The 17,873-nt window shown below is 73.7% G+C and carries 14 protein-coding genes; 2 read left to right on the forward strand and 12 right to left on the reverse strand.

All coding sequences use genetic code 11. The features are described from left to right. Positions 1 to 37: 37 nt before the first annotated feature. From QCZ28_RS30440 to ald, 3 genes are all read right to left on the reverse strand, one after another. Positions 38 to 961 carry an AAA family ATPase gene (locus tag QCZ28_RS30440; protein WP_030334877.1) on the reverse strand — a complete coding sequence of 308 codons (924 nt, stop codon included), beginning with the start codon at positions 959 to 961 and terminating at the stop codon, positions 38 to 40. Positions 962 to 1,140: 179 nt separating this feature from the next. Next, a complete protein-coding gene (locus tag QCZ28_RS30445; protein ID WP_279519839.1) occupies positions 1,141 to 2,139 on the reverse strand; it encodes a site-specific tyrosine recombinase XerD in 999 nt (332 codons plus the stop codon). 34 nt (positions 2,140 to 2,173) lie between these two features. Then, a complete protein-coding gene (gene ald, locus QCZ28_RS30450) occupies positions 2,174 to 3,289 on the reverse strand; it encodes an alanine dehydrogenase (protein WP_279519840.1) in 1,116 nt (371 codons plus the stop codon). 226 nt (positions 3,290 to 3,515) lie between these two features. Between ald and QCZ28_RS30455 the strand changes: the two genes are divergently transcribed. Then, positions 3,516 to 3,854 carry a TM2 domain-containing protein gene (locus tag QCZ28_RS30455; RefSeq protein ID WP_347815142.1) on the forward strand — a complete coding sequence of 113 codons (339 nt, stop codon included), beginning with the start codon at positions 3,516 to 3,518 and terminating at the stop codon, positions 3,852 to 3,854. A gap of 88 nt (positions 3,855 to 3,942) precedes the next feature. Here the strand turns inward: QCZ28_RS30455 and QCZ28_RS30460 are convergent, their stop codons facing one another. The 9 genes from QCZ28_RS30460 to recN all read right to left on the reverse strand — a co-directional run bounded on the left by QCZ28_RS30460 (position 3,943) and on the right by recN (position 16,762). Beyond that, positions 3,943 to 4,548, reverse strand: coding sequence for an NUDIX hydrolase (locus QCZ28_RS30460; RefSeq protein ID WP_279519841.1), 606 nt, complete (start codon positions 4,546 to 4,548; stop codon positions 3,943 to 3,945). A 73-nt stretch (positions 4,549 to 4,621) separates the two neighbouring features. After that, on the reverse strand, positions 4,622 to 6,373 hold the full coding sequence (locus QCZ28_RS30465) for a CTP synthase (RefSeq protein WP_279519842.1): 1,752 nt from the start codon (positions 6,371 to 6,373) through the stop codon (positions 4,622 to 4,624). Positions 6,374 to 6,536: 163 nt separating this feature from the next. Further along, positions 6,537 to 8,951, reverse strand: a complete 2,415-nt coding sequence (locus QCZ28_RS30470; RefSeq protein WP_279519843.1) for a hypothetical protein — start codon at positions 8,949 to 8,951, stop codon at positions 6,537 to 6,539. Beyond that, a complete protein-coding gene (locus QCZ28_RS30475) occupies positions 8,951 to 10,120 on the reverse strand; it encodes a glycosyltransferase family 4 protein (RefSeq protein ID WP_279519844.1) in 1,170 nt (389 codons plus the stop codon). Before QCZ28_RS30475 ends, QCZ28_RS30470 begins: the two co-directional genes overlap by 1 nt. Then, positions 10,117 to 11,802 carry a lipid II flippase MurJ gene (locus QCZ28_RS30480; RefSeq protein ID WP_279519845.1) on the reverse strand — a complete coding sequence of 562 codons (1,686 nt, stop codon included), beginning with the start codon at positions 11,800 to 11,802 and terminating at the stop codon, positions 10,117 to 10,119. The genes QCZ28_RS30475 and QCZ28_RS30480 overlap by 4 nt, the downstream gene beginning before the upstream one ends. 1 nt (position 11,803) lies before the next feature. Further along, on the reverse strand, positions 11,804 to 12,670 hold the full coding sequence (locus QCZ28_RS30485; protein WP_279519846.1) for a hypothetical protein: 867 nt from the start codon (positions 12,668 to 12,670) through the stop codon (positions 11,804 to 11,806). 67 nt (positions 12,671 to 12,737) lie between these two features. After that, complete coding sequence (locus QCZ28_RS30490) at positions 12,738 to 13,679, reverse strand: copper transporter (protein ID WP_279519847.1); 942 nt, start codon at positions 13,677 to 13,679, stop codon at positions 12,738 to 12,740. A gap of 27 nt (positions 13,680 to 13,706) precedes the next feature. Continuing rightward, on the reverse strand, positions 13,707 to 14,885 hold the full coding sequence (steA, locus tag QCZ28_RS30495; RefSeq protein WP_030334899.1) for a putative cytokinetic ring protein SteA: 1,179 nt from the start codon (positions 14,883 to 14,885) through the stop codon (positions 13,707 to 13,709). A gap of 119 nt (positions 14,886 to 15,004) precedes the next feature. Continuing rightward, positions 15,005 to 16,762 carry a DNA repair protein RecN gene (gene recN / locus QCZ28_RS30500; RefSeq protein WP_030334901.1) on the reverse strand — a complete coding sequence of 586 codons (1,758 nt, stop codon included), beginning with the start codon at positions 16,760 to 16,762 and terminating at the stop codon, positions 15,005 to 15,007. 89 nt (positions 16,763 to 16,851) lie between these two features. Here recN and QCZ28_RS30505 point away from each other — a divergent pair, with 89 nt between their 5' ends. Further along, positions 16,852 to 17,871, forward strand: coding sequence for a helix-turn-helix domain-containing protein (locus QCZ28_RS30505; protein ID WP_279519848.1), 1,020 nt, complete (start codon positions 16,852 to 16,854; stop codon positions 17,869 to 17,871). The last annotated feature ends 2 nt before the right edge of the window (positions 17,872 to 17,873 follow it).

Here is a 17,873-nt window from a genome sequence, read left to right on the forward strand (position 1 = left end):
GCACCGTAGTCCACGAGGCGGGCACCGGGCGTTCCGGCTACCGCTCCGACTGGGCGGCGATCACCTCGCGGGCCAGCTGACGGTAGTTACGTGCCCCGGAGGATGCCGGGTCCATCGTCGTGATGGGGGCACCGGCCACGGTGGACTCGGGGAACTTCACCGTCTTGGTGATGACCGTCTGGTAGACCTTGTCGCCGAACGCCTCCACCACCCGCTGCAGGACCTGGCGGCAGTGTGTGGTGCGGCTGTCGTACATCGTGGCGAGGATGCCTTCGAGCTCCAGGTCGAAGTTGAGCCGCTCGCGCACCTTGTCGATGGTGTCCAGCAGCAGTGCCACACCGCGCAGGCTGAAGAACTCGCATTCCAGCGGGATGAGCACACCGTGCGCGACGGTCAGCGCGTTGATCGCCAGCAGGCCGAGTGACGGCTGGCAGTCGATCAGGATGTAGTCGTACTCCTTACGGACCGTGCGCAGGACCCGGGCCAGGGCCATCTCCCGGGCGACCTCGTTGACGAGCTGGATCTCGGCGGCGGAGAGGTCGATGTTGGCCGGCAGCAGGTGCAGGCCCGCCACGTCGGTCTTGATCAGGACGTCCTCGGCGGTCACGTCGTCCTGCATGAGCAGGTTGTAGACGGACAGGTCGAGGTTGTGCGGATTGACGCCCAGGCCCACCGAGAGGGCGCCCTGCGGGTCGAAGTCGACCAGCAGGACCTTACGGCCGTATTCCGCGAGGGCCGCGCCCAGGTTGATGGTGGTGGTCGTCTTGCCGACGCCACCCTTCTGGTTGGCCATCGCGATGATGCGCGCGGGGCCGTGCCGGTCGGTCGGCATCGGCTCGGGGATGGGCTTGCGCATCGTGTAGGCAGCCGGGTCCGCAGGACCGAGATCCGCGCCGAGCGTGGCCTGCTGCTCGCGGAGCTCCGACGTCCAGGTCTCGGCACGGTCACCGTTGCCAGCCATGTGCTCGTTGCCCCCTCCCGACGACCCACCCGGCGTCGGAGCCGTCCGACGTCCTTCGCGGCGCCGCTGCGCACCCCGGTCGTGTCGCTCCAGGAGGTCCGCGCCGATGCCGACTGTACGCCACCGACCAGCAGGGGGTTCGGCACCGGCCCGGCGTGTCGGCGCCGACCGCGACCGGTTCAGCCCCGGGCGCGGGGATGGGCGGTGGCGTACACCTCGCGCAACCGCTCCACGGTGACCAACGTGTAGACCTGGGTGGTGGTCACCGAGGCGTGCCCGAGCAGTTCCTGGACCACCCGGACGTCGGCGCCGCCGTCGAGCAGGTGGGTGGCGTACGAGTGGCGCAGGGTGTGCGGGGAGACGGCGGCGGGCCCGTCGACGGGCAGCCCGGCCCGGTCGGCGGCGCGGCGCAGGATGCCCCAGGCGCCCTGGCGCGACAGCGCGCCGCCGCGGGCGTTGAGGAACACCGCCGGGGTGCCCCGGCCGACGGCGGCCAGGCCGGGGCGGGCCCGGACCAGGTAGGCGCGGACCGCGTCGACGGCGTACCCGCCGATGGGCACCAGCCGCACCCGGCCGCCCTTGCCGCGCAGCAGCACCGTGCCCTCGCTGGTGTCGAGGTCGTCCACGGCGGCGCCGACCGCCTCGGAGATGCGCGCGCCGGTGCCGTACAGGAACTCCAGCAGCGCCCGGTCGCGCAGCGCCAGGGGCGCGTCGTCGCCGGTCGCGGTGATCGGGCCGGCGGTCTCCAGCAGCCGGACCACGTCGTCGACCGGCAGCGCCCGGGGCAGCCGCCGCGGCGGCGTGGGCGGGCGGACGTCGCGGCTCGGGTCGGCGCCGGTCAGGCCCTCGCGCAGCGCGAAGCGGTGCAGGCCGCGGACCGCGCTGGCGGCGCGGGCGGCGGAGGAGACAGCCAGGGGCGGGTGGGCGTCGTCGCCCGCGCGCAACCGCGCGAGGTGCGTCTCGACGAGGCCGGCGCCGACCGACGCGAGGTCGGTGACGCCGGCGTCGACCAGGGTGGCGAGATAACGGTCCAGATCCCGGCGGTACGAGGCGAGGGTGTTCGCGGAGAGGCCACGTTCGACGGTCAGGTGGTCGAGGTAGCCGCGAACGGCACGGCGCAGCGCCGGCGTGGGTGCGGTGCCCACGCCGGCGCCGGCTAAGTCGTCGGTCAGTGCCATGCTCCTCGGCTCGCTACCGCTCGGCCGCCACCGTTCAGGCCAGCACGTCGGCCAGCGGCAGCACGTCCATGCCGTGCGCCTCGGCGACCGGGCCGTAGGTGACCTGACCGGCGTGGGTGTTCAGGCCCAGCGCGAGGGCCGGGTCGTTGCGCAGCGCCTCGCGCCAGCCCTGGTTGGCCAGTTCCAGGGCGTACGGCAGGGTGACGTTGGTCAGCGCGTAGGTGCTGGTGTTCGGCACCGCGCCGGGCATGTTCGCGACGCAGTAGAAGATCGACTCGTGCACCTTGTAGACCGGGTCGGCGTGCGTGGTGGGGCGCGAGTCCTCGAAGCAGCCACCCTGGTCGATGGCGATGTCGACGAGCACGCTGCCCGGCTTCATCCGGGACACCAGCTCGTTGGAGATCAGCGTCGGAGCCTTCGCGCCGGGCACCAGCACCGCGCCGATGACCAGGTCGGCGTCGAGGACGGCCCGCTCCACCTCGTACGCGTTGGACGCGACGGTCTGCAGGTGGCCCCGGTAGATCGCGTCGGCCTGCCGCAGCCGGGCGACGTTCTTGTCCAGCAGCAGCACCTCGGACTGCAGGCCCAGCGCGATGGCGGCGGCGTTCATGCCGGAGACGCCGGCGCCGATGACGACGGTCTTGGCCGCGTACACGCCGGAGACACCGCCGGGCAGCACACCGCGCCCACCGCCGGTGCGCATCATGTAGAAGGCGCCCACCTGCGGGGCGAGCCGGCCGGCGACCTCGGACATCGGGGCGAGCAACGGCAGCGACCGGTCGGGCAGCTCGACGGTCTCGTACGCGATGCCGGTGACCCGGCGGTCGATCAGCGCGTCGGTGCACTCCTTGGAGGCGGCCAGGTGCAGGTAGGTGAAGAGCACCTGCCCCTCGCGCATCCGGTGGTACTCCTCGGCGATCGGCTCCTTGACCTTGAGCACCAGCTCGGCGGTCTCCCAGACCTCGTCGGCGGTGGCGAGGATCTTCGCGCCGGCGGCGGCGAACTCCTCGTCGGTGATGCTGGAGCCAACCCCGGCGCCGGACTCGACGAAGACCTGGTGGCCGCTGCGGGTGAACTCGTTGACGCCCGCTGGCGTGATCGCCACGCGGTACTCGTGGTTCTTGACCTCGCGTGGGATTCCGACCTTCACGATGCAGACACCTCTCTTCGGGGCTGCTCTCCCCCGACTGCTCGGTGCCGCGGCGGCCCCTTTGCCACCGCGGTACACCGGTCCCGCGGCGGCAGTCTAGGCGCGCCCGACGCCGCCGCGAGCCAGCACAGTGGCATCCGGTGCGCGGGTGTCCTGACGAAGTGTCAGGGCACCGCCCGGATCGAGCGGTCGAGCGTCACCTCAGCCGACAGGACAGTGTTCCACCATTATCGTCCCATCTGCCGGGTGGCGGTGCGGACAGCCGACGAGTGGATCACTAAGGTGTCCGGCCATGACCACTCCTCCTTATCAGCCCGGCTACCCCCAGCCGGGGTACCCCCAGGGCGTTTCCGACAAGAGCAAGATCGTCGCGGGCGTCCTCGGCATCCTGCTCGGCTTCTTCGGGGCCGGCCGGTTCTACATCGGTGACGTCAAGACCGGCGTGCTGCAGCTCGTCGTGAGCGTGGTGACCTGCGGCGTCGGCAGCATCTGGGGCCTCATCGACGGCATCCTCATCCTGGTCAACGGCGGCACTGACGCGCAGGGTCGTCCGCTGCGCGACTGACGGACCGGACAGCGACAAGGGGCCCCGCGGCTGACCGCGGGGCCCCTTTCGCGCGTACTCCCCCGCCGGCTGGACCGGCGGGGACGCCTCAGCGCGGCAGCGGCGCTTCCGCCCGACGCAGCCGCGTGAAGCCGGTGTCCCGGGCGTGGACGGCGGCCAGCAGCCCGGCCACGGCGGCGGCGTTGGTGACCTCACCGGCCAGGACCATGGCGACCGCCTCGTCCAGGTCGATCCGGACGACCTGGAGGTCGGCCTCCTCGTCGTGGCGCTCGTGCCGCTCGTCGGCCGGCACGTCGGCGAGGTCCCGGGCCAGGAACACCCGGACGATCTCGTTGGTGAACCCCGGCGAGCTGTGCAGGTCGACCAGCACGTCGACCCGCCCGGCAGTGAGGTCGGCCTCCTCGGCCAGCTCCCGCAGCGCCGCCGCCGGCAACTCCTCGCCGGACACGTCCATCAGCCCGGCCGGCAGCTCCCACAGGTGCCGCCCGACCGGGTGCCGGTACTGACGGATCAGCACCACCTGGCCGGCGTCGTCGAGCGCCACCACGGCCACCGCCCCGACGTGCCGGACCAGGTCCCGCAGCGCCGTCCCACCGCCCGGCATGCTCACCTCGTCGGTGACCACGTCGAAGATGCGCCCCTGGTACCGCTCCTGCCGGGACCGCACCTCGTAGCGGTGCTCGAGCCCGCTCACGCCGCCGCCCCGCTGCACGCGGCGTCGGGGTGCGGCACCCGACTGAGCCTGCTGGTTCGCTCGCTGCGCTCGCTCACGACGGGGACGCCGCCTTCGTCGCGGCGCCGTTGCGGGCGGCCTTGCGCGTCGTCGGCGCCTCCGCCGCCGCGTCCAGGTCCACCGGCAGCTGGTCGGCCTGCGAGTACGCCACAGCGGCCTTGACGAACGAGGCGAACAGCGGGTGCGGGCGGGTCGGGCGGCTCTTCAACTCGGGGTGCGCCTGGGTGGCCACGAAGAACGGGTGCAGGCTGCGGTCCAGCTCGATGAACTCGACCAGCCGGCCGTCCGGGGAGGTGCCGGAGATGTGCAGGCCCGCCTTGGTCAGCGCGTCCCGGTAGGCGTTGTTCACCTCGTACCGGTGCCGGTGCCGCTCGCTGATCTCGGTGCTGCCGTACGCCTCGGCGACGATCGAACCCTCGGTCAGCGTCGCCGGGTACGCGCCCAGCCGCATGGTGCCGCCCAGGTCGCCCCGGCCGGCGACGATGTCCTCCTGGTCGGCCATCGTGGCGATGACCGGGTGGGTCGCCTGCTCGTCGAACTCCAGCGAGTTGGCGCCGTCCAGACCAGCCAGGTGCCGGGCCACCTCGATGGTCATGCACTGCAGACCGAGGCAGAGGCCGAGCAGCGGGATGCCGGCCTCCCGGGCGTACCGGGCGGTGCCGATCTTGCCCTCGATGCCGCGGACGCCGAAGCCGCCCGGGATGAGGATGCCGTCCACGCCGGCCAGGGCCGCCGCCGCGCCGGCCGGGGTGACGCACTCGTCGCTGGGCACCCACTTGATCTGCACCCGCGACCGGTTACCGAACCCGGCCGCCCGGATCGCCTCACTCACCGACAGGTACGCGTCGGGCAGGTCGACGTACTTGCCGACCACCGCGACGGTGACCGTGTGCCGGGGGCGGTGCACCCGCTCCAGCAGGTCGTCCCAGCTGGTCCAGTCCACGTCCCGGAAGGACAGGCCGAGCCGGCGCACCACGTACGCGTCGAGCCCTTCGCGGTGCAGCACCTTCGGGATGTCGTAGATGCTCGGGGCGTCCGGGGCGGCGACGACCGCCTCGGCGTCCACGTCGCAGTACAGCGACAGCTTCTCCTTGAGCTTCTCCGGGATCTCCCGGTCGCAGCGCAGCACGATCGCGTCCGGCTGGATACCGATGTTGCGCAGCTGCGCCACCGAGTGCTGGGTCGGCTTGGTCTTCAGCTCACCCGACGGCGCCAGGTACGGCACCAGCGAGACGTGCAGGTAGAAGCAGTTGTCGCGGCCCAGGTCGTGGCGGACCTGGCGGATCGCCTCCAGGAACGGCAGCGACTCGATGTCGCCGACGGTGCCGCCGACCTCGGTGATCACCACATCCGGCAGCTGACCGTCCTCGTCCGGGTCACCCATCCCCACGATCCGGGACTTGATCTCGTTGGTGATGTGCGGGATGACCTGGACGGTGTCGCCCAGGTACTCGCCGCGCCGCTCCTTGGCGATCACGTCGGAGTAGATCTGGCCGGTGGTGACGTTCGCCTTGCCGGACAGCGCCCGGTCGAGGAAGCGCTCGTAGTGCCCGACGTCGAGGTCGGTCTCGGCGCCGTCCTCGGTGACGAAGACCTCACCGTGCTGGAACGGGTTCATCGTCCCCGGGTCGACGTTCAGGTAGGGGTCGAGCTTCTGCATCACCACGCGCAGCCCGCGCGCGGTCAGCAGGTTGCCGAGGCTGGAGGCGGTGAGGCCCTTACCCAGCGAGGAGGCGACGCCCCCGGTGACGAAAATGTGCCTGGTCGTCCGTGCTGATGGGGCCAAGGCCTGCTCCCGTGTCGTCTGTCGCGGTCATGCAGACCGCCGTGCTTGATCAGCAAAGTGATCACGCGATCCACGGGATTCGACGGTAACACCTCCCGGGCGGGTACCCGCAGGCCGCACCCCGGCTGCGACACCTGCGGGACATCCGGACGAGGCCCGGCGCTCAGGACGCGGCAACCTCCGTCGATGACCGGGAGACCTGCCGGGGCGGCACGGGAACCGGCGGCGTGCCGTCCGGCGTCGATCCGCTCGCGGTCGGCCCGGCCGGGTCGTCGGCGTCCCCACCGTGCTCCCCCGGAGCGTCCGAGCCCGCTCGGGTGACGCTCGCCGGCGTCCCCGTCGGTGGGTCGCCGACCGGCGCGGGGTGCGCGGCGCCCAGTGGCCCGCCGCCGCCGGTCGGGCCGTCGCCCCCGTCGACCGGGCCCACCCCACCCGGCCCCGACTCGTCGTCGGCGCCGTTGGCCCGGGAACGGGCCGGTGCCGGGCGGGTCCGGTCCGCGGCGTGCCCGAGCACCCGCAGCGACGCCAGGGCCGCCATCGGCACCACCAGGGCGGCGGCAGCGCCCATCACATCCAGTGCCGCGCCGTCGAGCACCCCACCGAGGACCGCGGCGACCACAGTGCCGGCCAGCGCCGCCCGGACCGCCGGGTAGATGCCGAACAGCCGCATCAGCCCACCCCACGGCTGCAACAGGGCGAACCACACCAGCAACCCGCCGGCCAGCGCCAGCACCGTCAGCGGGCTGTTGACCAACGTCTCGAAGTTCTCCGTGCTGGACCGGTGCACGGCGAACCCGCCGGTGCCGTCACCGAGCGCGGAGAGGAACCGGCCCAGGCTGCCCCGCTCGCCCGGAGGGCGCCGCAGGTCCACCACGGCGAACCCGATACCGACCGCCAGCGCGGCCATGGTGGCCCAGGCCAGCCGGCTGATCGTCAACCAGCCGCCGGCGCTGATCACGGCGGCGACGCTCACCCCGGCGGTGAGCGCGATCGCGCCGACCGGGTCGGCGCCCAGGTACGGGCTGCCGACCACCACCACGGCGAGACCACCCACCGCCACCATCACCGCCGGCCGCCAACCCCGGTGCACCCGTTGGGCGAACCAGCCGCCGGTGACCAACGCGCCGGCGAGGAACACCCCCAGCCCCACCGTGCTCAGCCCGGCGTAGCGGCCACCCTGCAACGCCGAGTAGCCGACCACGCCGTTGAGCTGCAGGCGCGCCCCGGTGAGCACGTCCAGCCCGACCACGAGCGTGGTGAGGCCGGCCACCGCGCCGACCGGCCCGAGGGTGTTCGCGTACCCGGGGGCGAACCGCACCGCCGCCGTGCCGGCGGCCACCAGCAACGCCGTCACCCCGGCGAAGATCCACCCGGGGTGCTCACCGCGCCACCAGGGCACCGCGTCGGCCAGCAGCGCCGCCGGCACCGTCAACGCCGCGGCGACCAGCAGCAGCTCCACCACCGCCACGATCCGCCCGGAGACGGGCGTCGGACCGGCCGGGCCGGCATGCGGGCGGGCCCGGCGCAGCAGCGGCAGGATCGCGAGCGCCAGCAGCACCTGCACCCCGGCGAGCAGCCCGAAGAACCCACCGGAGACCGCACGCTGGGCGGCGGCCTCCCGGTCGGCGTTCGCCGGCGCGGCGATGGCCTCGGCCAGGTCGGTCGGACGGTCACCGGTGCTGATCGCCGGGCGGCCGAGGAAGAGCCGCTCCGGCATCGGCCGGCCCAACGCGGCGAGGGCGGTCGGCGCGAGGTCGACAAGTTGCAGGTACCCGTCGCGGCCGGTGCTGGCCGAGGTGAGCCACCCCCGCTCCCAGCCCGGCCCGTCGGCGACCGCCACGTGCAGCCGCGACGGCCCGGTGGTGTCGGAGATCCCGGCGACCAGCACCAACGACCGTGGGGGTCGCGCCGCCAGCACCCGGGCCAGCTCGGCGTCCGCCGCGCGGGCCTCAGCGGCGCGGGTCGCCGGGTCGGCGCCCCCGACCGTGCCGAGGTCGACGATGCTCAGCACACAGGAACCGAGCAGCGGCCGCGGGTCGGCCGGCAGCGCCGGCGCGTACCGGTCGACGCGGCCGAACGGTCGGGCGGCGGCCACCGCCGCGCCCGGGCCCACCGCGACGGAACACCGCACCGACTCCGACAACGAGCCGGGCAGCGCCCCCCACGGCAGCCGCTGCTGGTTGTACTGGACCACGCTCTCCTGGTCGGGCAGGTTCGCGCCGATGCCGTCCGGTTGTTCCACAGTCACCGCCGTCGCCGGGCAACCACCGGCCGCCCGGCTGCCGTTCCACGCGGCGAAGCTGCCCGCGCCCACCGTCAACCAGCCGTCCACCGGGCAGGTGGGTCGGTGCGCGGAGCGCACCGACAGGGAGCCGATCGACCCGTCCTGGGCCATCCGCCACAACGTCGGGGTGCGCTGCGGATCCACGTCCTCCCAGCGCAGCCCGGCGATCCCGGCGAGCACCACGAAGTCGGCGGTGCGTTGCGGGGTGCCCTGGGGTGGGCGGGCGGCGAGCGCGGTGACGCCCAACGCCACCACGAGCACTGTCAACAGGGCGGGGGCGATTCGGCGCAGCATCACCGGTGTCCCGTTCTCGGGGCGTCGGAGCCCGGGGCGGCCGCCGGGCCGTCCGGACTCCCGGCCAGCTCGGCGTAGAGGGCGACGAGCGTGGCGACGGTGTCCGCCTCGGTCGGCCACGTCGCCGCCCGTTCGACGCCGCGCCGGCTCAACTCCGCCCGCGCCGCCGGGTCGTCCAGCAACGCGCGTACGGCCGCGTCGACGGCGTCCACGTCACCGGCGGGGACCAGCGTGGCGGCGTCACCGACCAGATCCGGCAGCCCACCGACCGCCGTGGCCACCAGCGGAACACCGGAGCGCAGCGCCTCCTGGGCGAAGAGCTGCCGCGCCTCCCAGTCGCTGGTCACCACCGCCAGGTCCGCGCCGGCGAGCAGGTCGGCCACGTCGGTGCGGTGCCCCAGCAGGGTCACCGGCGCGCGGGCGGCGGAGGTGCGTGCCGCGAGCGGAAGGTAGGCCGGCCCGCTGCCCGCGATCACCACGACCGGCGGTGGGGTACGGGTACGCCAGCGGGCCGCCGCGTCGATCAGCACGTCGTAGCGTTTCTGCGGGTGCAGCCGACCGACCGAGACGATCAGCGGCTGGTCCGGGCGGACCCCGAACTCGGCGCGTACCGCCGACGGGCGTCGACGCGGCGCGGGCAACGTCGGCGCGGCGACCGGGGCGAGCCGGGCGTCCCTGGCGCCCACCTCGGCGGCCCGTCGCACCAGGTCCATGGAAGCGCCGAGCGCCACCCGCACGCCCCGGGCCACCACCCGTTCGACGAGCCGGGACACCCCGCCGCGCAGCCCCCCGGCGAGCACCGCGTTGTGCCAGGTGACGACCAGCGGGGCGGTGGGGCGGGCCAGCACGGCGACCAACCCGGCCCGCAGGCCGTGCGCGTGCACCACGTCGACGCTGGCGGCGGCGAGCACCCGGCGCAGGGCGAGCACCGCCCGGGCGTCGGCCGGAGTCGGACTGGCCGGGATCTCCACCGGCGCGAAACGCGCACCGACACCGGTGAAGTCGAACTGCTCCTGAGTCGCCGCGGGTCCGCAGACCAGCACGCTGGTGCCGCCCGCGACGAGGCCACCGGCCACCGAGCGGACGTGCTGGCCGACGCCACCGGTGCTCGACGCGAGCACCAACGCGACGGTGCCCGACCAGCCGGTAGGCAGAGCTGGCTCAGTCATCGCGTCGCCGTCTCCTTCCCGTCGCCCCGCTCCGCGGCGTCCGCGCCCGGTGTCGGCGCACCGCCGGACGGCCCCCGCCGGCCCAGACGCCGCAGCACCCCGGCGAGCAGTGGCTGTACGTCCCGCCGGTCGACGAACCAGACCACGGCGAGGAACACAACCCCCACCAGAACCCCGGACAGCATGCCCTGACCGAACGCCGCCGCGATCGTCGGGGTGCCGCCGTCCGACGGGGCGAGCCAACCGGCGAGGCCCCACCCGGCGAGCCCGGCGAGCACACCGCCGAGGCCACCGGCCGCCCCGGCCCGCCCCGCGCCGGCGAGGGCGCGACGGCCGGCGCCGCGCAGCACCGCCAGGAGCAGCAGGGCGCCGAGCACCAGCATCCCCGCCGAGTTCGCCGACGTCACCGCGACCACCCGGTCGGCGGTGGGGAGCAGTGCCGCCAACGGCAGCGCCACCGCCGGAACGACCAGCCAGCCGAGCGTGATCGCCACCGTCGCCGGCCGGGTGTCGCCGCGCGCGTACAGCGCGCGGGACAGGATCGCGAACACGCCGTAGCCGAGCAGACCCGGCGCGAATCCGATGATGGCCGCCGCGGTGGACCCCGGATTGTCCGGGTAGAAGAGGGCAGCGACCGGCCGCGCGGTACCGATCAACGCCGCGGCGCCCAGGCAGCTGAAGAGCAGCACGCCCCGCACCGCGCCGGACAGGGTCCGCCGGTAGCCGTCCTCGTCACCGGCGGCGCTGGCGGTGGCCAGGGTGGGGTACGACGCCACCGCCAGCGGCACGGCGAGCACCGCCCACGGCAGCAGGTAGATCGCCTGGGCCAGGTTGAACACCTGCGGGGAGCCGGTGGGGCCGCCGGAGACCCGGTTCAGCACCACCAGCAGCGCCACCTGCTGCGCGGCCACCGTCACCGCGCCGGCCGTGGCGAGCCCGCCGATCCGCGCCCGGGCGTCATCGGTGAAGGCGTACCCGAACCGGGGCCGTAGCCGCAGCCCCCGCAGCGGGATCAGCAGCGAGAGCGACAGCACCACCACGCCCAGCGTGGTGCCGCCGGACAGGAGCAGTTCGCCACTGCGGCCGACCTGGGCGACGGACACCCCCCGCCCCTGGGCGGCGCCGAAGGCCACGTAGACGACGACCACGGTGAGGCTGGACAGCAACGGCGCGATGACCGGCCAGGCGAAGCGTCGGTGCGCCTGCAGGACGCCGGTGAGCACGATGCCGATCCCGTACAGCGGCAGCTGCGGGGCGAACACGCGCAACATCCGGGCGCCGGCGGCGAGTTCCGCCGCCGAACGTCCCTCACTGATCAACGAGATGATCGGGTCGGCGAACACGGCGACGAGCACGGCGAGGGGAACCAGCAGGCTCACCGTCCAGGTGAGCAGGGCGCCGGTGGTCGCCGCCACCGCCCGCCGGTCCTGCGCCGCGACCGCCCCGGCCAACAGCGGCACGACCAGGCTGGCCAACGCCCCACCCGCGACGATCTCGAAGACGATGTTCGGCACCGTGTTCGCGATGACGTACATGCCGCCGAGGTCGCTCTGCTCGACCACCCAGGTGAACACGGCGGTACGGCCGAAGCCGGCGAGTCGGCTGGCCACGGTGAGGACGGCGATGAGCGCGGCTGCCCCGGCCAGCCGGCCGGCGCCGGCGAGGGGTGCCGGTCTGTTCACGTCAGTCGGCGCGTCGGCCCAGTGCGTCGAGTTCGCGGAGCCCCGGGGTCCGCTGGATCACCGCCGTGAAACTGACCTTCTCACTGGCGGCGGTCAGCCCGGCGAGGACGGCGAGCAGACCGGCGCGGCCCAGTGGGCCGGTGCGGGCGGCGAGCGCGACGCCGAGCAGCGCCCCGAGTGCGTTGGCGCCGCTGTCTCCGAGCATCACGTCCTCGGCCAGGTCGTCGCGGAGCAGGCCGGCGGCGGCGCCGGCCGCACCGGCGGCGATCCCACCCTGCGGGCCGCCGGTCAGCGGCGCGGCGAGCAGCAGCCCGGACTTGATCGCCCGGCCCGGTCGCAGGTCGAGCAGGTTCAGCAGGTTGGCCGTGCCGGCGATCACGCCGGCGCCGAGCAGCACGTCGACCCCCCGGCCGAACGCCCGGTGCCGCTGCCGGCGCGGGTGCGCGGCGACCCGGGGGTCGGCGGCGAGCAGCGCGGCGGCGCCCAGACCGGCGGCGCCCACCCCGACGACCTTGACCAGACCGGCGGTGATCCGTCCCTCGCGCAGCGCGGCGAGGTGTCCGGCGAAACCCTTGGCGGCCTTCTGCTCCGGGCGCGCGCCGACCACGTCGTCGTAGAGCCCGACGCCGCCCGCGCCGAGCCCGGCGACCAGTGCGGCCCCACCGGCGGCACCGCCGGTGGCACCGAACGCGCCAGCGGCGGCAGCACCGGCGGCGAGCGCCGGCCCGGCGGCCAGGCTGACCGTGCGGCCGCGGAAGTTGGTGCGCTCCAACGCGGGCCCGGCCGGTGAGGTACGCGCCTCACGCAGCGCGTACCGGGCGGCGGCGGCACCCGCACCGGCGATCAACAGCCGACCCAGTGCGCTCACGCCGCCACCTCGCTCGCTCGGTCACGCGCCGACTGCTGGGATCCGGACACGGGGGTACGTCGTTCGCTCACTGGGGCAGTTTAGGCAGCAGCGACGGGGCGTTGTCGCCGACGCCGTACTGTCCGGCTTTCTTCTCGGTGAGTTGCTCCACCAGGGCGAGGGTGGTCACCACCTGCCCCTGCACCGTGTTGGCGTTGTCGACCGTGGAGATGGTCTGGGTGAGCACCGGGTCGCCGCGCACCACACCGACCAGGTTGCCCCCGACTGAACCGTTGCCGGCCACCACGATCGACCCGGTGCGGTCGAACTGCTCGGCGATCTTGACGACCGACTCGTCCCGCTTGTCGGAGTCCTTGTCGACGTACGGCTGGCCGCTGACCACGACGACGGCCTCCGCCGAGGCGGTGACCTTGTTGCTGTCGGTGGTCAGGTAACCGGCGTTGTTGTACGCGGCGAGCACCGCCCGCCGGTCGGCGTCACTGACCGGCGCGACGCCCTGGGCCCGGTCCAGCAGGACGCTGGCCAGCAGCGCGCTGGAGGTCTCCACGCCGTGCCCGTTGCCCGGCAGGCCGGTGGTCTGCGCGGTCGGTCGGGCCGCCGTGACCGCCAGCTCCAGCAGGTTGGAGTTGTTGTCCGGGTTGATGAACTTGTCCTGCAGGTCGACCTGACCGGTGATGGTGGCCCCGGCCTGCTGGAGCTTCTTGAGCACGCCCTCGGTGTGGTCACGGCCGTTGGGCAGGCTGAGCACCACCACCCGACGCCCGGTGAGGGTGCCGGGCAGGACGACCTGGGAGATCTCCTCGGCGAACTCCTCCTCCAGGGCGAGTTGCTTCTCCATGTTGCTGACCGTCTGGCGCCAGTGCTGGTTGTCCTTGCGCAGCCCGGTGACCTGCCCCTCGAGCGAGTCGGCGACCGGGCCGTTGAGGGCGGCTGTGCCGACCACCAGGCCGATCGCCAGAGCCAGGAAGACCGCGGTGAGGGACACCACGTGGTAGCGGAAATTGATCACGCTTGCAGCCTCTTGATCGGTCGGGAACTAGAAGAGCCGGTACAGCTGGAACACGAAATTGTCCCACCACTCGGCGACCACGCCCAGGTACGCCTTCCCGACGGTCGACACGGCCACCGCGGACGCCATCGCCGCGATCGCCGAGAGCACCAGCAGCAGCAGCGACGAGCCGGAGATGCTCTGCCGGTAGAGCCGGCTCACCCCCTTGGCGTCGACCAGCTTGCCGCCGACCTTCAGCCGGGTCAGGAACGTCGAGGCCATCCCGCCCCGACCCTTGTCCAGGAACTCGACAAGGGTCGCGTGGGTGCCGACCGCAACGAGCAGCGAGGCGCCCTTCTCGTCGGCGAGCAGCATGGCCAGGTCCTCGCTGGTCGCCGCGGCCGGGAAGGTGATCGCCGGCACACCGAGGCCGTTGACCCGGGGCAGGCCGGGCGCCCGCCCGTCCGGGTACGCGTGCACGATCACCTCGGCGCCGCAGCGCAGCACGTCGTCGGTGACCGAATCCATGTCGCCAATGATCATGTCGGGGGTGTAGCCGGCCTCGACGAGCGCGTCCGCGCCACCGTCGACGCCGATCAGCACCGGCTTGAACTCCCGGATGTACGGGCGCAGCACGTCCAGGTCGGCCTTGTAGTCGTAGCCGCGCACCACGATCAGGCAGTGCCGACCCTGGATCTGGGTCTCGATGTCCGGCACCCCGACACCGTCGAGCAACAGGTCGCGCTCCTGGCGCAGGTAGTCCATCGTGTTGGCGGCGAACGCCTCCAACTGCACCGACAGACCCTCCCGGGCGTCAGCCATCGCCTTGGCGACCGTCTCGGCGTCCTGCAGGCTGCCGTGGGCCACCGGCTCGTCACCGGCGAAGACCGTGTTGCCCTCGATGCGCACCTGGTCGCCCTCGCGGATCCGCTCGAAGACGCCCTCACCCAGGTCGTCGAGGAGCGGAATGCCGGCGGCGACCAGCACCTCCGGGCCGAGGTTCGGGTAACGGCCGGAGACCGACGGCTTGGCGTTGAGCACCGCCGCGACCCCGACCGCGACCAGCGAATCGGCCGCCACCCGGTCCAGGTCGACGTGGTCGATGACCGCGATGTCACCGGGTCGCAGCCGACCGACCAGGCGTTTCGTCCGGCGATCAAGGCGCGCGGTGCCGAGGACTCTGCCCGGTTCGGAGTTCCGGTTCCGGCGCAACGTGGGTAGACGCATCGTGACCATCCTGGCATGTGAGGCAGGCTTTTCTGTCGCGACATGCCTGAGCAGGGCCGCCTACCCAGGGAAGCACACACCGGCACAAGCCGGTGTGCTTGCGCTCACAATACGCGGCGTCACAACCGCCTTTCCTTGGCGGCCACCGCCAGCAACTCCTCGGCGTGGGCGATACCCAGATCTGAATCGGGCAAACCCGCCAACATGCGCGCCAACTCCCGGGCCCGCTCGGTGTCCTCCACCACCCGCACCCCGCTCGTCGTCACCGCGCCGCCGGTGTCCTTCGCCACCACCAGGTGCCGGTCGGCGAACGCGGCCACCTGCGGCAGGTGCGTGACCACCAGCACCTGGTGGCTGCGGGCCAGCCGCGCCAACCGGCGGCCGATCTCCACCGCCGCCTGACCACCGACCCCCGCGTCGACCTCGTCGAAGACCAGTGTGGGCGGGCCGCCCGAGCCGGCGAACACGACCTCGATGGCGAGCATCACCCGGGACAGCTCACCGCCGGAGGCGCCGCGCTGCAACGGCAACGACGGCGCGCCCGGGTGGGCCAGCAACCGCAGCTCCACCTCGTCACCGCCGTCCGGTGTGACACCCACCTCGACGCCGTTGACCGCCAACGTCGGCTCCGCGCGACCGGCCGGACGGGGCAGCACCGCCACCTCGATCCGCGCGTGCGGCATGGCCAGCCCGGCAAGCTCGACGGTGACCTGGTCGGCGAAGCGGATCGCCGCCTCCTGCCGGGAGGCGGACACCCGGCCGGCGAGGTCGGCCACCTCGACGGCGAGCCGCTGACCCTCCCGCTCCAACTCGTCCAGCACGTCGTCGGACATGTCCAGGTCGGACAGTCGGGTGCGCGCCCGGTCAGCCCAGGCGATCACCCCGTCGACGTCGTCGGCGTACTTGCGGGTCAACGCGCGCAGCGCCGCCCGCCGCTCGTAGACGTGCTGCAACCGGGCCGGGTCCGCGTCCAGCGTCGCCAGGTACGTCGACAGCTCCGCGGACACGTCGGTGACCAGGGTGGCCGCCTCCTCCAGGCGGGCCGCCAGCTCGCCGAGCGCCGGATCGGTGCCGGACTGCGCCTCCAGGGTCCGCCGGGCGGTGCCCAGCAGCGCCGCCGCGTCCGGGGTCTCGTCGGTGGCCTCCGCGCCACCGGCCACGCACTGCTGGGCGATCTGCGCGGCGGTCCGCAGGCCCTCGGCGTGCTCCAGCCGCTGCGCCTCGGTCTTCAGCTCGTCGTCCTCGCCGGGCTGCGGGTCGACCCGGGTGATCTCGTCGAGGCCCAGCCGCAGCAGGTCGGCCTCCTGGTTGCGCTCACGGGCGTTGCGCCGCCGGTCGGCCAGGTCGTCGACCACCCGACGCCACCCCGTGTACGCCTCCCGCAGCGCGTCGAGCAGCTTCTCGTGCGCGGGGCCGGCGAACCGGTCCAGTGCGGCCCGCTGCTCGGCCGGGCGCAGCAGCCGCAACTGGTCGGACTGGCCGTGCACGGCCACCGCCTGCTCGCCGACCTCACCGAGCATCGACACCGGCATGCTCCGGCCGCCGACGTGGGCGCGCGAGCGCCCCTCCACCGTGACCGTGCGGCTCAACAGCACCGTGCCGTCCTCGTCGGGCTCGCCACCGGCCTCGGTGATCCGCGCGTGCACGGCGTCGGCGACCCGCCCGTGCAGCCGCAGCCGCCCCTCCACCACCGCCCGGCCGGGTTGGGCGCGGACCCGCCCGGCGTCGGCCCGGCCGCCGAAGAGCAGGCCGAGGCCGGTCACCACCATCGTCTTGCCCGCACCGGTCTCGCCGGTGATGACGTTCATGCCGCCGGTCAACGGCAGCGTGGTGTCCTCGATGACGCCCAGCCCGGTGATGCGCAGCTCTTCCAGCACAGCCACCGACAGTAGACGCGAGGCCCGACACTTGACCAGCCGACGGGCCCGGGCACGGCCCGCACCCGGCCGACGTACAGTTCTGCCCCGTGTTGGACGTGATCGGCCTGACCCCGGCTGAGGAGGAGCTCTACCGCTGCCTGCTCCAGCTCACCACGGCCCGCATCGACGAGCTGGTCCATCGCCTGCACCGCCCCCGTGAGCAGGTCGTCGCCCAGGTCGAGGCGCTGCGCGGCAAGGGCCTCGTGCAGCCCACCGACAACGACCCGGACGCCCCGCTGCGCCCGACCGCCCCGGACGTCGCCCTCGGCGGGACGCTGCTGCGCCGCCAGGAGGACCTGGAGGCGGCCCGCCAACTGGTCACCCAACTGGCCGAGGAGTACCGCTCCGGGCTGCGCCGGCACCACGTCGACCACCTCGTGGAGGTGATCACCGGCGGCCGGGTCCTCCGGGACCGCCTGCGTGACCTGCAGAACTCGGCGCGTACCGAGGTGCTCTGGTTCTGCCGGGCCAATCCCCTGGCCATGGCCGGCCCGGAGAACGTCGAGGAGTTCGACGCGCTGGCCCGTGGGGTGAGCTACCGGGCCATCTACGAGCGTGACCTGCTGCTGGAGCCGGGCGCGTTGGCCGACCTGGCCAAGGGCGTCGCCGCCGGTGAGCAGGCCCGCGTCCTGGACCGGCTGCCGGTCCGACTGGCCATCGTGGACGCCCGCACCGCCATCTGCCCGCTGGTGCCCGACCGTGCCGGCGGCGAACCGAGCGCCGCCGTGATCGGGCGCAGTCAACTGCTCGACGCCCTGCTCGCCCTCTTCGAGAGTCACTGGCGGGTGGCCACCCGGCTGCGGCTCGACGACCCGCTCGCCGTCGCGGCCCCCGAGGGTCGACGGCCGGAGCCCGAGTGTCACCCGGGCGACGGTTACCAGCCCGACGCCGACGAGGCGCGGCTGCTGTCGCTGTTCGTGGCGGGCGTACCGGACAAGTCCATCGCCTCCCAGCTCGGGGTGAGCCGGCGGACCGTGCAACGGCGCATCGCCGACCTGATGGCCGCCGCCGGCGTGGACACCCGGCCCGGGTTGGCGTTCCAGGTCGCCCGCCGCGGCTGGCTCTGAGG

The sequence above is a fragment of the Micromonospora sp. DH14 genome (genome assembly GCF_029809455.1).
Lineage (GTDB): Bacteria > Actinomycetota > Actinomycetes > Mycobacteriales > Micromonosporaceae > Micromonospora > Micromonospora parva.